Origin of the sequence: Amycolatopsis melonis, from assembly GCF_040064235.1 — a bacterium.
GTDB lineage: Bacteria > Actinomycetota > Actinomycetes > Mycobacteriales > Pseudonocardiaceae > Amycolatopsis > Amycolatopsis melonis.
Map to the genome: position 1 here is coordinate 189,324 of NZ_JBDZYD010000007.1, position 13,315 is coordinate 202,638.

15 protein-coding genes are annotated in these 13,315 nt (G+C 70.8%); 10 read left to right on the forward strand and 5 right to left on the reverse strand.

Annotated features, from left to right (window positions below):
- Nucleotides 1-46: 46 nt before the first annotated feature.
- Genes ABJI51_RS20200 through ABJI51_RS20215 form a run of 4 tightly spaced genes read left to right on the forward strand, consistent with a single transcriptional unit; the run spans nt 47 to nt 3,428 of the window.
- Nucleotides 47-373 carry a DUF485 domain-containing protein gene (locus ABJI51_RS20200; protein ID WP_348952630.1) on the forward strand — a complete coding sequence of 109 codons (327 nt, stop codon included), beginning with the start codon at nt 47-49 and terminating at the stop codon, nt 371-373.
- Nucleotides 370-1,998: a solute symporter family protein gene (locus tag ABJI51_RS20205; RefSeq protein WP_348952632.1), complete on the forward strand. Its 1,629-nt coding sequence runs from the start codon at nt 370-372 to the stop codon at nt 1,996-1,998. Before ABJI51_RS20200 ends, ABJI51_RS20205 begins: the two co-directional genes overlap by 4 nt.
- 39 nt (nt 1,999-2,037) lie before the next feature.
- Nucleotides 2,038-2,397, forward strand: coding sequence for a rhodanese-like domain-containing protein (locus tag ABJI51_RS20210; RefSeq protein ID WP_348952633.1), 360 nt, complete (start codon nt 2,038-2,040; stop codon nt 2,395-2,397).
- A 2-nt stretch (nt 2,398-2,399) separates the two neighbouring features.
- On the forward strand, nt 2,400-3,428 hold the full coding sequence (locus ABJI51_RS20215; protein WP_348952634.1) for a DUF4328 domain-containing protein: 1,029 nt from the start codon (nt 2,400-2,402) through the stop codon (nt 3,426-3,428).
- Here the strand turns inward: ABJI51_RS20215 and ABJI51_RS20220 are convergent.
- A complete protein-coding gene (locus ABJI51_RS20220; protein WP_348952635.1) occupies nt 3,425-4,021 on the reverse strand; it encodes a TetR/AcrR family transcriptional regulator in 597 nt (198 codons plus the stop codon). The two genes, ABJI51_RS20215 and ABJI51_RS20220, sit on opposite strands and share 4 nt — an antisense overlap.
- A gap of 95 nt (nt 4,022-4,116) precedes the next feature.
- Between ABJI51_RS20220 and ABJI51_RS20225 the strand changes: the two genes are divergently transcribed.
- Together ABJI51_RS20225 and mca are read left to right on the forward strand one after the other, a co-directional pair.
- The gene (locus ABJI51_RS20225; protein WP_348952636.1) at nt 4,117-5,472 is read left to right on the forward strand and encodes a DHA2 family efflux MFS transporter permease subunit; all 1,356 of its coding nucleotides are present in this window, start codon (nt 4,117-4,119) and stop codon (nt 5,470-5,472) included.
- On the forward strand, nt 5,469-6,308 hold the full coding sequence (gene mca / locus ABJI51_RS20230) for a mycothiol conjugate amidase Mca (RefSeq protein WP_348952637.1): 840 nt from the start codon (nt 5,469-5,471) through the stop codon (nt 6,306-6,308). Before ABJI51_RS20225 ends, mca begins: the two co-directional genes overlap by 4 nt.
- A gap of 19 nt (nt 6,309-6,327) precedes the next feature.
- On the opposite strand, the gene ABJI51_RS20235 is transcribed toward mca, so the two are convergent.
- Nucleotides 6,328-7,494, reverse strand: a complete 1,167-nt coding sequence (locus ABJI51_RS20235; RefSeq protein ID WP_348952638.1) for a cytochrome P450 — start codon at nt 7,492-7,494, stop codon at nt 6,328-6,330.
- A 108-nt stretch (nt 7,495-7,602) separates the two neighbouring features.
- On the opposite strand from ABJI51_RS20235, the gene ABJI51_RS20240 reads away from it, so the two are divergent.
- The 4 genes from ABJI51_RS20240 to ABJI51_RS20255 all read left to right on the forward strand — a co-directional run bounded on the left by ABJI51_RS20240 (nt 7,603) and on the right by ABJI51_RS20255 (nt 10,482).
- A complete protein-coding gene (locus tag ABJI51_RS20240) occupies nt 7,603-8,484 on the forward strand; it encodes a DUF5926 family protein (protein ID WP_348952640.1) in 882 nt (293 codons plus the stop codon).
- A gap of 102 nt (nt 8,485-8,586) precedes the next feature.
- Nucleotides 8,587-8,940: a DUF952 domain-containing protein gene (locus tag ABJI51_RS20245; protein WP_348952642.1), complete on the forward strand. Its 354-nt coding sequence runs from the start codon at nt 8,587-8,589 to the stop codon at nt 8,938-8,940.
- A 211-nt stretch (nt 8,941-9,151) separates the two neighbouring features.
- Nucleotides 9,152-9,658: a SigE family RNA polymerase sigma factor gene (locus ABJI51_RS20250; protein WP_348952644.1), complete on the forward strand. Its 507-nt coding sequence runs from the start codon at nt 9,152-9,154 to the stop codon at nt 9,656-9,658.
- Entirely contained in the window at nt 9,655-10,482 is an 828-nt protein-coding gene (locus tag ABJI51_RS20255) for a hypothetical protein (RefSeq protein ID WP_348952645.1), read from the forward strand. The genes ABJI51_RS20250 and ABJI51_RS20255 overlap by 4 nt, the downstream gene beginning before the upstream one ends.
- A 72-nt stretch (nt 10,483-10,554) precedes the next feature.
- Here ABJI51_RS20255 and ABJI51_RS20260 read toward each other — a convergent pair whose 3' ends face one another.
- From ABJI51_RS20260 to ABJI51_RS20270, 3 genes are all read right to left on the reverse strand, one after another.
- Nucleotides 10,555-11,109, reverse strand: a complete 555-nt coding sequence (locus ABJI51_RS20260; RefSeq protein ID WP_348952647.1) for a ferritin — start codon at nt 11,107-11,109, stop codon at nt 10,555-10,557.
- A 148-nt stretch (nt 11,110-11,257) separates the two neighbouring features.
- Nucleotides 11,258-12,445, reverse strand: a complete 1,188-nt coding sequence (locus ABJI51_RS20265) for an arginine deiminase (protein WP_348953039.1) — start codon at nt 12,443-12,445, stop codon at nt 11,258-11,260.
- Nucleotides 12,446-12,485: 40 nt separating this feature from the next.
- The gene (locus ABJI51_RS20270) at nt 12,486-13,298 is read right to left on the reverse strand and encodes a CPBP family intramembrane glutamic endopeptidase (protein ID WP_348952648.1); all 813 of its coding nucleotides are present in this window, start codon (nt 13,296-13,298) and stop codon (nt 12,486-12,488) included.
- Nucleotides 13,299-13,315: the final 17 nt, after the last annotated feature.

Sequence of the window (13,315 nt, forward strand, 5' to 3'; positions counted from 1 at the left end):
GAGAGCTGACGCCCGATCGGACGAGAACGGAAGGTGGCGATCCGCTGTGAGCAGCGTCGAGCCGACCGACTGGGAGAAGATCCATGGAAGTCCCGAATTCACGGACCTGCGCCGGAGGCTGCGGGTGTTCGTCTTCCCGATGACCGCGTTGTTCCTGCTCTGGTACCTGCTGTACGTCCTGCTCGCCGACTACGCGCACGGCTTCATGAGCACGAAGCTGTTCGGCAACATCACCGTCGGCCTGGTCTTCGGCCTGCTGCAGTTCGTCTCGACGTTCGTCATCACCGGCGTCTACGTGCGCTACGCCAACCGCAGGCTGGACCCCGTCGCCGACGAGATCCGCGCGCGCATCGAAGGGGAGCCGGGCCGGTGACCGTCGCGGCGGGCGTGGAGGGCAGCAACTCCACCCTCAACATCATCATCTTCCTCGTCTTCGTCGTCATCACGCTGGTGATCGTGTTCCGCGCCAGCCGGAACACGAAGACCGCGTCGGACTACTACGCCGCCGGCCGCGCGTTCACCGGCCCGCAGAACGGCATCGCCATTTCCGGCGACTACCTTTCGGCGGCCTCCTTCCTCGGCATCGCGGGCGCGATCGCCGTCAACGGCTACGACGGATTCCTCTATTCGATCGGGTTCCTGGTCGCCTGGCTGGTCGCGCTGCTGCTCGTCGCGGAACTGCTGCGCAACACCGGCAAGTTCACGATGGGCGACGTCCTGGCGTTCCGCATGAAGCAGACGCCGGTCCGCGCGGCCGCGGCGATTTCCACGCTGGCCGTGTCGTTCTTCTATCTCCTCGCGCAGATGGCCGGCGCCGGCGGCCTGGTGAACCTGCTGCTGGGCATCTCCGGCGAAGCGGGCCAGGACGTCGTGATCGCCGTCGTCGGCGTGATCATGATCCTGTACGTGCTGATCGGCGGGATGAAGGGCACCACGTGGGTGCAGATCATCAAGGCCGCGCTGCTCATCATCGGCGCGTTCGCGATGACGCTGTGGGTGCTCGCCAAGTACGGCTTCAACCTGTCCAGCCTGTTCCAGGCCGCCGTCGACAAGGGCGGCAAGACCGGCGCGGCGCTGCTCGACCCCGGCAAGCAGTACGGCAAGACCGGCACGACCAAGCTCGACTTCCTGTCCCTCGGCATCGCCCTGGTCCTCGGCACGGCGGGCCTGCCGCACGTGCTGATGCGCTTCTACACGGTGCCGACGGCGCGCGACGCCCGGCGGTCGGTCGTCTGGGCCATCGTCCTGATCGGCGTGTTCTACCTGTTCACCCTGGTGCTCGGCTACGGCGCGGGCGCCATCGTCGGGCCCGACAAGATCGCGAAGGCGCCCGGCACGACGAACGCGGCGGCGCCGCTGCTGGCCCTCGAACTCGGTGGCCCGGTGCTGCTCGGGTTCATCTCCGCGGTCGCGTTCGCGACGATCCTCGCGGTGGTCGCCGGCCTGACGATCACGGCGTCGGCGTCCTTCGCCCACGACGTCTACGCGAACGTCATCAAGAAGGGGCAGCTCTCCACCGGCGGCGAGGTGCGGGTCGCCCGGATCACCGCGCTGGTGATCGGCGCGCTGGCCATCGCGGGCGGCATCCTCGCGAAGAGCCAGAACGTGGCGTTCCTGGTGGCGCTGGCCTTCGCCGTCGCGGCCTCGGCGAACCTGCCGACGATCCTGTACTCGCTGTTCTGGAAGCGGTTCAACACCCAGGGCGCGCTGTGGTCGATCTACGGCGGCCTGCTCGTCACGATCGTGCTGATCGTCTTCTCGCCCGCAGTGTCGGGCAAGCCGGTGGACCCGAAGACGGGCCGGAGCGCGTCGATGATCCAGGGGGTCGACTTCCACTGGTTCCCGCTGGACAACCCGGGCCTGGTCTCGATCCCGGCGGCGTTCCTGCTCGGCTGGCTCGGCACGGTCCTGTCGAAGGAGCGGAACGCGGCGAAGTTCGCCGAGATGGAGGTCCGGGCGCTGACCGGTGCGGGAGCCGAGAAGGCGGTGGCTCACTGACGTCCACCTCACGCGCGGGCAACGCACCCGCATGGCAGCATGGAGATCGTGGTGAGCCCTGCTGAACTGCCGACCGCCGAGGTCCGCGACCTGCCCACGGACGGCCTCGTCCTGCTCGACGTCCGCGAAGACGACGAATGGGCCGCCGGCCACGCGCCCGGCGCGGTGCACATCCCGATGGGTGAGCTGCCCGCCCGCGTCGGCGAGCTGGCCGACCTGCCCGACGACCAGCCGATCCACGTGATCTGCCGCAGCGGCGGCCGGTCCGCGCGCGCGGCCGCGTGGCTCAACCAGAGCGGCTGGGACGCGGTGAACGTCGCCGGCGGCATGGGTGCCTGGCAGCGCGAAGGCCGTCCGATGGTCGGCGAGCACCCCGGCATCGAACCCGAAGTGATCTAGCCTTGCACCCGGGTCAGCCTCCGTCCCACCCTCCTGGGTACTGGCCGCGCCAGACGCCCCCGCCCACCGCGCAGCAGCTGCAGGGCCGGACGCTGGCCGCCCAGCCGGAGCCGTACCCGTACCACCGCCGTCCGGTCCACCGGCCGAAGCTGCGCTGGGTGGCGACCCCGCCGCCCGGCGCGTGGCCCCGCCGTCGCGTCGTGGTGCCCGAGCGCTACCTCGGCCCGCCGTCGTACCCGGTGCCGCCGCGCTGGGGCTTCCCGAACCTGGTGTGGCGCCGCCCGACGTCCGTGCCCGGCACGGCGTCCGACGAGATCCGCCCGATCGACCGCGTGCCGGTGCTGAGCCGCAGCCTGGTCGGCATCCTCTACGGGTTCGCCGTCCTCGCCGTGGTCGCCGCCGTCGCGGAGATCTGGCGGTACGTGCTGCTCGTGCAGGGCCGCGACTCCGCGCTGTCCCGCTCGGTGGTGGCGTTCTCCGACGGCTTCGTGCTGACGTCCGGGCTTCTCGCCTCGATCCTGGCGCTGCTGCCCGCCGGCCTGTCGCTCTGGTGGCTGCTGGTCGCCCGCCAGGCCGCGGCGGACGCCTCCGGCGACGACCCGCCGCGCCCGCTGTGGCAGGTGCTGGTGGGCGTCCTCGTGCCGGTGGCCAACCTCCCGATGGCGCTGTCGATCGCCGGCGAGCTGGAGCACGCGGTCCTGCGCCGCCCACGCGACGTCCGGCCGAAGCCGTCCCGCCAGGTCATGGTGTGGTGGGGAGCCTGGCTGCTGAACTGGATCCTGCTGGCCGCGTCGATCGTGTGGCGCTTCCGCGGCGACGTCCAGTCGATGGCGGACAGCGTCGTCCTGGTCGCACTGACCGACCTGGCCGCGGCCGCCCTCGCCGTGCTGACCGCGCTGGTGGTGCGGCGGTTCTCGGCCCTGCTGGTCCCGTCCGACGCCCTGGACGTGCGCGAAATGCGCGTGCTGAAGGTGACGGGCGCCCCGGAACCGGAACTGCGCAACTCGCGGCCCGCCGGCGCCGCGCGCTAGTACCCGCCGAAGACCGGTTCGAGCTGGTCGAAGGCCTGTTCCGCGGCCGGCCACACGGCGTCCACGATGTCCTTCCGCGGCTGGCCGTCCAGCGTGCGGTCGAAGACGTCCTGGAACAGCACCCGCAGCAACGTGGCGAGGTGCGCGGCGGCGAGCACCGGACGGAGGCCGTCGCCGGGGTGGCGTCCGGTCAGCAGGTTCGCCAGGTTCGCCTCGCGCTCGCGGTGCAGTTCGTGCAGGGCGTTGGTCAGGACCGGGCTCTCCTTGATCATCCGGGCGAATCCCCGGCCCGAGAACCCCACCAGGGCGTGCTGGGCGTCGAGCAGCTCGAAGTACAGCTCGCGGGTGTCGTGGAAGACGCTGTCGTGGATCAGCTCCGACGGCCACGCCGTGAAGTCCGCGCGGATGTCGAAGACGAGGTCTTCCTTGCGTGGGAAGTGGTTCGTCACGGTCATCTTGGCCACGCGCGCCTCGGCGGCGATCTCGGCGATCGTCACGTCCTCGAAGCCGTCGCGGATGAACAGCCGCGTCGCGACGTCGGAGATGTTCTTCCTGGTCTCGTGCTTCTTCTGGGCCCGGAGTCCCTCGCTCATGCCGTTCACTCTACTGGGTCGGACCCAAGTTTGTGCTTGACCTAGTCACTGGGTCGGACCTAATCTGAGGTTCGACCTAACGACTGGGGGTGGACATGACGACGGCTCTCCGTCCGGATGCCGCGCTGTGGCGGCTCGGCGGCGTCCTGATCATGGGCGCGGTGCTGTCGATCCTCGATGCGACGATCGTGACCGTCGGGATCGACTCGATCGCCCGTGACCTGGGCAGCCCGCTGACCACGGTGCAGTGGGTGGCGAGCGGGTACCTGCTGGCGGCGTCGGCGGCGATTCCGCTGTCGGGCTGGCTGGCCGACCGGTTCGGCGGCCGCGCGGTGTGGCTGACGGCGGTGGCGCTCTTCACGGCGGGCACGCTGCTGTGCGGCTTCGCGTGGTCGGCACCGGCGTTGATCGCGTTCCGGGTGCTCCACGGCCTGGGCGGCGGGCTGATGCAGCCGGTCGGGCAGGCGGTGTTCGCGCAGGCGGCGGGCCCGGCACTGGGCCGGATGATCGGCGTGGTCACGCTGCCGGCCACGGTGGCCCCGGTACTGGGCCCGATGCTCGGCGGCGCACTGGTCGCGGACCTGGGCTGGCGCTGGATGTTCTTCGGCATCGTCCCGCTGGGCGTGGCGACGTTCGTGCTGGCCTGCCGGCTCCTCCCGGCACCGCCTCCGGACGGCGTCCGGGCGCCCCTCGACGTCGTCGGCATCGCGCTGCTCTCGCCCGGGCTCGCGGCGCTGGTGTACGGCCTGTCGGAAGGCGTGGCCTGGGCGGCGATCGCCGGGGCGGTGTTGCTGGCGGCCTACGGCGTCCACGCGGCGCGGACGCCGTCGCCGGTGCTGGACCTGACGTTGTTCCGGAACCGGGGTTTCGCGGTGGCGAGCGGCAGCACGTTCCTGCTGGGGGCGTCGCTGTACAGCTCGATGCTGGTGCTCCCGCTCTACTACCAGCAGGTCGAGCAGGCGAGCGCGTTGCGCGCGGGGCTCCTCCTGGCACCCCAGGCTTTGGGCTCGGCGGCGGTGATGCTGCTGGGCGGCCGCCTGCTGTCCCGCTTCGGCCCGCGCCGGATGATGCTGGCCGGAATCGCCCTGTCCCTGCTGGGCACGATTGCGTTCACCCAGCTGGGTTCGGCCCCGGGCGGCGCTTGGCTGACGCTGTCCCTGCTGATCCGCGGCGCAGGCCTGGGCGCGGCCACGGCTCCGGGCATGACAACGCTGTACGGCAGCCTGGAGCGCACCCGCATCCCCCGGGCGGCGAGCGCGTTCAACGTGGTCAACCGCATCGGCGGTTCCCTGGGCACGGCCCTGCTGGCGGCGGTCCTCCACCACGCGCTGACGACGTCACCGCCCCCGGCAGCCTTCGGTACGACGTTCACGTGGGCTCTGGCCCTCTCCGCGCTGACCCTGATCCCGGCAGCGTTCTTCCCGTCCCGATCCTTGAAGGAGTCCCGTTGACCCTCCGCCTGTTGAGCGTCCACGCCCACCCCGACGACGAGTCCAGCAAGGGCGCAGCGACGTTGGCCCGCTACGCGGCCGAAGGCGTCGACGTCCTCGTGGCCACCTGCACGGGCGGCGAACGCGGCGACATCCTGAACCCGGCCCTCGACACCCCGGAAATCCGGGCCAATCTCCCGCAGATCCGGCGCCGCGAAATGGCGGCGGCGGCCCAAATCCTGGGCATCCGCCAACGCTTCCTCGGCTTCACCGACTCCGGCCTCCCGGCCGAGGGCGAGCCACTGCCCGAAGGCAGCTTCGCCACGCTGCCGCTGGAGGAAGCGGCAGCCCCGCTGGTCGCCCTGATCCGCGAGTTCCGTCCCCACGTGGTGATCACCTACGACGAAACGGGCGGCTACCCCCACCCGGACCACATCCGCACCCACGAGGTGACAGTGGAGGCCTTCTCGGCGGCCGCCGACCCCACGCGCTACTCCGGCACGCCGTGGCGTCCGCAAAAGCTGTACTACCAAGCGGTCCTGAGCCGATCGTGGTTCCAGGCCATCCACGACGCAACTTTGGCCGCAGGCCTCGACTCCGCCATGGGCGACGTCCTGGCCGAACTGCCCGCCGAGGACGAACTGCCGGTCACGACGAGAATCCGCTGCGAGGAATACTTCGCCACCCGCGACCAGGCCCTCCTGGCCCACGCCACCCAGGTCGACCCAGCCCACCCGTTCTTCGCGCACTCACGCGAGATCGAGCGGAAGGTCTGGCCCTACGAGGACTACCACCTGGCCTACCCGAAGCCAGGCCCCGAACCGGAAGACGACCTGTTCGAGGGAGTAAAGCCATGACCGGATTCCGCGAAAGGAGTCACACCGTGACCCGAAGCTCCTGCAACCCCCTGATCACGAACTCCGGCCGCCGCCGAGGCGGCTCCGCCAACTGCAGCCCCGGCAGCTTCGCCGCCAGCGCACTCACCGCGGCCGCGATCTCCACCCGCGCGAGAGGAGCACCCACGCAGTAGTGAATGCCCAGCCCGAACCCCAGGTGGGCGTTCGGCGTGCGGCCGATGTCCAGGCGGTCCGGGGCGTCGAACACCTTCGGGTCGCGGGCGGCGGCTCCGAGCAGTGCGCCGATCTTCTGTCCTTGCGGCACGGTGAATCCGGCGATCGTCACGTCTTCGGTTGCCGTCCGCTCGAACAGCTGCAGGGGCGCGTCGAACCGGATCAGTTCCTCCACACACGAATCCAGGAGGGATGGTGAGGCCAGCAGGCGCTCCCACTGGTCGCGGTGCGTGAGCAGTGCCGTGACGCCGTTGCCGAGCACGTTGACCGTTGCTTCGTGGCCGGCCATCAGCAGCAGCACCGCCGTGGCGACCAGCTCGTCCGGGGTCAGCTCGCTGCGGAGGAGGTCGCTGATGATGTCGTCGCCCGGGGCCGAAGCCCGGGCCTGCGCCACCGAACGGACGTAGGCCACGAACTCGGCGGAGGCGCGCTCGGCCGCGTCGCGGCCCTCCTCGGGCAGGCCGTACTCGTACATCTTGACGATCGCGTTGGACAGCTCGACCATCCGCGGGCCGTCGGTGGCGGGGACGCCCAGCAGCTCGGCGATCACCGCGACCGGCAGCGGCTGGGCCAGGTGCTCCAGGAGGTCGGCGCTGCCGTCCGCGGCGATCGCGGCCGCCAGGTCGTCGACCATCCGGTCGGCGAGCGTGGCCACCATCGGGCGCAGCCGCTGGACGTGGCCGCGGCCGAACGCGCCCGCGATCAGGCGGCGCAGGCGCGTGTGGGCCGGGGGTTCGTTCTCCAGCAGCGAGTTGCGGTGCAGCAGGTTGAAGGCCGCGAAGCGCTCGGCAGGCTGGGCGTCGGTCCAGATGCGGCCGAGGCCGCGGTGCCTGAGCACCGCCGAACACGCCGCGTGCGACACCGCGACGGCGATGCCCAGCCCGTCGTGCCGGTGGACTTCGCCGCGCTCGCGGAGGTCGGCGAAGAACGGGTACGGGTTCTCGATGAAGGCCGGATCGGCAGGGTCGAACACCCGCCGACTCTAGCTCCGGCGGGCTCGGGAACCCCGGATCGCGGGGGCCGGACACGTGCCGGGACCAGCCCTTCGATAGCGTTCCAAGCCGAGGCAGAGGAGGCAGCAGTGGGCAAGGGCGCGCGCAAGAAGGGTCCCAAGCAGGCGTCGGACCGCAAGCCGAAGGTGCGCGACGTCTTCGTCGGCCAGCCGTTCGAAGGCCTGGCCGCGGAGCCCGAGCTGATCGCGCTGCGCGAGTTCGTGCCCTCCGCGACCGCCAAGCTGACCCTCGCCGACGGCGGGGACGTCACCCTCGGCACCGTGCTGCCGATGGCCGCCGCCGCGTTCGTCCGCTCGGACGGGGAGCGCTACCTCGGCCTTCAGGTGCAGACGCGGTCCTCCGACATCAGCCGTGACCTCGGCCGGTCGCTGAAGTGGCTGCTGGACGCCAAGGAGGGCGACGTCCTCGGCGTGCCGGACACCACGACCCCGCCGTCCGCCGACGAGCACGCCCGCCTGCAGGACCTGCTGGAGCCCGGCGCCGAACTCGACGTCACGCTGCACAGCGACTTCGCCTGGTGGCTGCCCGAGGACGCGGACGCGACCGGGGACGTCGCCGTGTCGCTCGAACGCGCGAACGCCGCCATCATGCCCACCGAACGGCTCGGCTCGGGGGCCTACTGGGTCCTCGCCGGCGAGAAGGCGCACCTGCGCTGGGTGCGGCCGGAGCCGGAGAACCTGCTGCTCCAGGCGCTGGCGCGGCTGTCAGCCGCCGGGGAGCTGGGGCTCGGGGAGGGCTCGCGCTACGCGGGTTCGTTCCGGGCGCACGGCCTGCTCGTGCCGGTCTGGGACCTCGACCCCGAGGCGCACGCCCGCGAGTGGGCGGACGCGAAGGACGCCCTCGGCGCCCGTCTCGAGACGGCACTGAAGTCGCTCGACGACGAGCCGCTGAACGCCGCCGAGCGGCGGGCGCGGGACGGCCTCATCGGTCGTCAGCTCACCCTGCGCTGAGCCTCCGTCACCGGGTCCGGCCGACTCGGTGAGCGTTCAACCAGGCATTATGTGGCGCAAGAGACACCGACGGCGGATCGCGCCGGTGGGACGATTCTCGGCGTGATACTTCACATCTGCGGGGCGGCCGACTGGGCCGAGGTGGGGGAAGGCGGCGAATACCGGCCGCCGTCACTGGCGGAAACCGGGTTCGTCCACTGCTCCGACTTCGGCACGGCACACCTGCCTGCCGACGAGTTCTACCGGGGGCGCACCGATCTGGTGCTGCTCGAGATCGACCCGGCGAAGACCGGGGCACCGGTCCGGTGGGAGGACGGCGTGCCGCCGCATCCCGCCGGGATCCGGTTTCCGCACGTGTACGGCCCGATCCCGCGGGCAGCGGTCGTCGGCGTGCACGCATTCCGCGAGGTGGACGGCGGCGGCTTCCGCCTGCCGGACTCGCTCGCCCGCCGCTGAGGTGGGCAACTCGTCACCCGGCCCGATCTCCGAAAAATCCGGCCGGGTATGCGGGCAACCTGAGGGGGATCTGATGCGTGTTGGGGAGGAAAGCGACTCGGCTTCCGGCTACCCGACCCCGATGGGAGGCGATACGGTGACCGCTGCGGCACCCGTCTTCACCGGGGGAGATACCTGGGTGACCAGCGCAGGCCGAGGGAGGGCCGCGACGTTGCCGGCTGAGCTTGCCGACTTCGGTGCTTTCGTGCAGGCGACCTTGCCCGGCTTGCTGCGGTACGGCCACGCGCTCACCGGCAACCCGCACGACGCGGCGGACCTGGTGCAGACCGTGCTGGAGAAGATCGGTTCGCGCTGGACGTACGTGCACGAGAAGACCGGCGACCCGCTGGCCTACGTCCGCCGGTCGATGGCGAACGCGCACGTCAGCCGCTGGCGGCGGACGCGGCGCGAGAACCTGGTGGCCGACCTGCCGGACACCAGCCCGCACGTGCCTGCGGACCCGTTCGAGCACGAGCCGCTGTGGCGCGCGTTACGAACTCTGCCGCCGAGACAACGTGCGGTCATGGTGCTGCGTTACTACGAAGGCCTCTCCGAAGCGGAAATCGCCAGTGCCCTCGGCGTCACGCAGGGCACGGTGAAGAGCCAGGCCAGCAAGGCGATCGCCTCGCTGCGGATGAAGCTGCAACCGGCCGAAGGCGAAGGGAGTGATGCGGGTTGAACATCTCCGAGGAGGAGCTGGAACAGCGCCTGCGTGAACTGTTCGCCGACGAGCGTCTCGACCTGCCGCCGCCGTCCGGCGCCGCCCCGGTCATCGTGGCGGGCGCGCGACGGCGCCGCCGTCGCCGCCACGCCGTGCAGGCCGTGACGGGTGTCGCCGCGGCCGCCGTGGTCGTCGCGGGTGGGCTGGCGATGCTCCGGCTCCACACCGAAGACAGCACCGCGGTGATGTCCGCCGACGGCGGCACCCTCGGCGTCGCACCACCCGAGAACCTCACCCCCGGCCGTACCCCGCAGCCCTCGCCGTCGACGCCGGGCCCGACCGGCACCCAGAGCATGGCCGGTTCCGTGCCGCCCGGGGCGCCGGCGTCGAAGCCGTCGCGGCCGCCGTCCGCCGCCCAGCCGTCCCGGCTGCCGGACGTGACCACCGGGCCCCTGCTCGCGGCCGACGGCTTCGGCAAGCTCAAGCTCGGCATGTCGCAGGCCGACGCCGCCCAGGTCGTCACGCTCACCGAGACCACGGCCACCCCGGCCTGCACCATCTACCAGGCGCAGGGCGCCGGCGTACCCGCCCCCGCGACCGTCGTCATCTCGAAGTCCGTCGGCGTCGTCACCGTCAGCCCGGACGGGCCCGCGCACACCGCCGAAGGGGTCGGCGTCGGGTCGACCAAGGAGCAGGTGCTCGCCGCCTACCCGACGGCCAAGCAAGACCCCAACGGCGTCGTCGCCCCGGCGAGCGAAAGCGCCACCTACAGCTTCCGGCTCGGGGAGAGCGGAGTCGTCCAGACGACGCTCGCCAGCATCACCCAGGACTGCGCCGGCTGACCGGCCGGCCGCATGCGAAAAGCCGGGCTGTCCACAGGGGGAGAGCCCGGCTTTTTCGTCGCTGCGTGAAGCTCAGAGCTTCCCGCCGGCCACCGGCGGCATCTGCGAGTCGGTGCCGCCGTCGCCGACGGACTCGCGGTACAGGTGGTTCTCGACCTCGAACAGGTTGCCGTTCGCGCGCTTGACGACGTTCAGCAGCGTGTTCATCTGGGAGATCTCTTCGACCTGTTCCTTGAGGAACCACTGCACGAACTGCTCGCTGATGTAGTCCTCTTCGGCGCGCGCGGCCTTGGCCATCGCGGAGATGTCGGCGGCGACCTCCTTCTCCTGGTTCAGCGCGAGCTCGATGAGTTCGGTGACGCTGGAGAAGTCGTTGCGCACCTCCCCGGTGCCCGGGATTTCGACGTGGTGGTCGCGGTCGAGCATGTACTGCACGAGCGCCATCGCGTGGTTGCGCTCTTCGACGGACTGCTTGTAGAAGTGCTTCGCCAGCTGCGGCAGGTCCTCGGCGTCGAACCACACCGCGAGCGCGATGTACTGCTGGGACGCGTTGAACTCGTTGTGGATCTGCGCCTGCAGCAGTTCGTAGAACTTGGAGCGCGGTTCTTTCTTCTTCGTGAGGGCCATGGCACCACCGTACGTCAGTGATCGATTGTTTTCCACTTCGGACTGGTGATCTGCCCCCTATTAGGGTTACCATTCCTAAAGAAGACTCACCTTATTTAAGTAAGCCTTCCCTAAATTGCCGGGCAATTTTAGGGAAGGCTTACTTCATTTACCGCAGTGGATCGCGCCGTACCGGGCAGGACATGCACCGCGGCCCGCCCCGGCCGGAGCCCAGCTCGGACCCGGCGATCGGCAGCACCTCGATGCCTGCCGCCTCCAGCCGCTCGTTCGTCTCGACGTTCCGCTCGTAGCCGACGACGACGCCCGGGGCCAGGGCGAGCGTGTTGTTGCCGTCGTCCCACTGCTCGCGCTCGGCGGTCACCGGGTCGAGGCCGGTGTCGATGACGCGCAGCCGGTCGATCTCCATCGCCTCGGCCGCGGCCGTCAGGAACGGCGCCGGGCCGGCCACCTTCACGCCGCCGTCGCCGGTCGGGCGCAGCGTGAACGCCGTCAGCGAGTCGCGGGCGAGCGGGTACATCACCACCGCGTCGGCGTCGACCATCGTGCACACGGTGTCCAGGTGCATGGTCGCGCGGGACTGCTCGATCGGCACCGCCAGCACGGTGTGCGCGATGCCGTCGGCGAACACCGACCGCGCCAGGGACTCCGCGCCTGCCGCCGTCGTGCGCTCGCCGACGCCGATGGCGAGCACGCCCGGCGCCAGCAGCATGACGTCGCCGCCCTCGATCGGCGCCGAATGCGCGCCGTACGCGCGGGCCGCGTGGCGGAACTGCGGGTGGTAGGCGTAGATCAGGTCGAGGACCGCGGTTTCGCGGCGGCGCGCGGGCATGGTCAGCGACGAAATCGCCACCCGGTCGGCGATCCACACCGACGAGTCGCGGGTGAACAGCAGGTTCGGCAGCGGGTCGACGGCGAAGTCGTGCGGGTGGTTCATCATCCGCACGAGCGACGCGCCTTCCGACGACGGCAGCTCCTCGAACGTCATCCCGGCCATCAGCACCTCGGCGAGGCCCGCGGCGTCGACGCTCGACAGGTGCGACCGCAGCGAGTCGGCGAGGTCGCCGCCGAGCCGCCGGTCGTCGACCGCCGCGTGCACGCCCGCCGCGTGGGCGCGGTCGTCCTCCAGCGCCGTGCGGAGCGCGTCGGCCAGCAGCAGGACGTCGACGCCGCGGCTGCGCAGCACTTCGGCGAACGCGTCGTGCTCGGCCTGTGCCCGGTCGACCCACGGGATCGAGTCGAATAGGAGCTGGTCGTTGTTGCGGGGCGTCAGCCTTTTGAGCTCGTTGCCGGGCCGGTGCAGCAGCACCGCGCGCAGGGGTCCGACTTCGCTGTCCACCCGGGGAGGTGTCGTTTCGTCGATCACCCGCCGAGCCTACTCAGGGCAACCAGGAAACGTGACCCTTGAGCAGCGAATATCCGACGAACGACACGAAGTCGAACAGCGTGTGGGCGGCGACCAGCGGCCACAGCCGGTTCGTCTTCTGCCACAGCCGCCCGAACACCAGCCCCATCACGAAGTTCCCCACGAACCCGCCGAACCCCTGGTACAGGTGGTAGGACCCGCGTAGCACCGCGGCACCGAACACGGCGGTGTTCTCCCGGACGCCGAGCTGCCGCAGCCGCGTCAAGAGATAGCCGACGACCAGGACTTCCTCGGCGAAGGCGTTGCCGAACGCCGAGAGCGTCAGCGAGATCGGCCGCCACCACGTGTCGCCCAAAGTGGACGGTTGCACCGCCAGGCTGAACCCCAGGTGGTAGGAGACGAAGTACAGCGCCAGTCCGGGGATCCCGATCAGCGCGGCGAGCAGGAGCGTCAGCAGCGTGTCGCGCCCCGGCGACCGGCGGTCCAGGCCCAGCTGCGCGCCCTTGATGCCCGCGCGCCACAGCAGGTACAGCCCGAGCGCGCCCCAGCCGACCAGCTGGGCGGCCGACAGCAGCTGCTTGAGCAGGTCGATCAGGCTCGCCGCGGCCTGCGGGACGTTCAGCTGGGCCTGCTGCTGGGCCAGCGGCACCGGCTGCAGCAGCGAGTCCACAAGGGACAGCAGGCTGCGCACGCCGGACAGGCCGAGCGTGATCCCGAAGACGATCAGCAGCTCCAGCTTGATCGCCCGGCGTTCGGCCGGGTCCTCGACCGTGCCGGGGAACTCCGGGCGGGACGGCGCCAGCCACGATCGCGCGGTGAACGTCATGGGCGCACGCTACCTTC

What these genes read in the sequence shown, in the direction of transcription:
- ABJI51_RS20210 (WP_348952633.1), top strand. Translation starts at nt 2,038, where the DNA reads ATGGAGATCGTGGTGAGCCCTGCTGAACTGCCGACCGCCGAGGTCCGC.
- ABJI51_RS20220 (WP_348952635.1), bottom strand. Translation starts at nt 4,021, where the DNA reads ATGAGCGAGGGACTCCGGGCCCAGAAGAAGCACGAGACCAGGAAGAAC.
- ABJI51_RS20225 (WP_348952636.1), top strand. Translation starts at nt 4,117, where the DNA reads ATGACGACGGCTCTCCGTCCGGATGCCGCGCTGTGGCGGCTCGGCGGC.
- ABJI51_RS20260 (WP_348952647.1), bottom strand. Translation starts at nt 11,109, where the DNA reads ATGGCCCTCACGAAGAAGAAAGAACCGCGCTCCAAGTTCTACGAACTG.
- ABJI51_RS20270 (WP_348952648.1), bottom strand. Translation starts at nt 13,298, where the DNA reads ATGACGTTCACCGCGCGATCGTGGCTGGCGCCGTCCCGCCCGGAGTTC.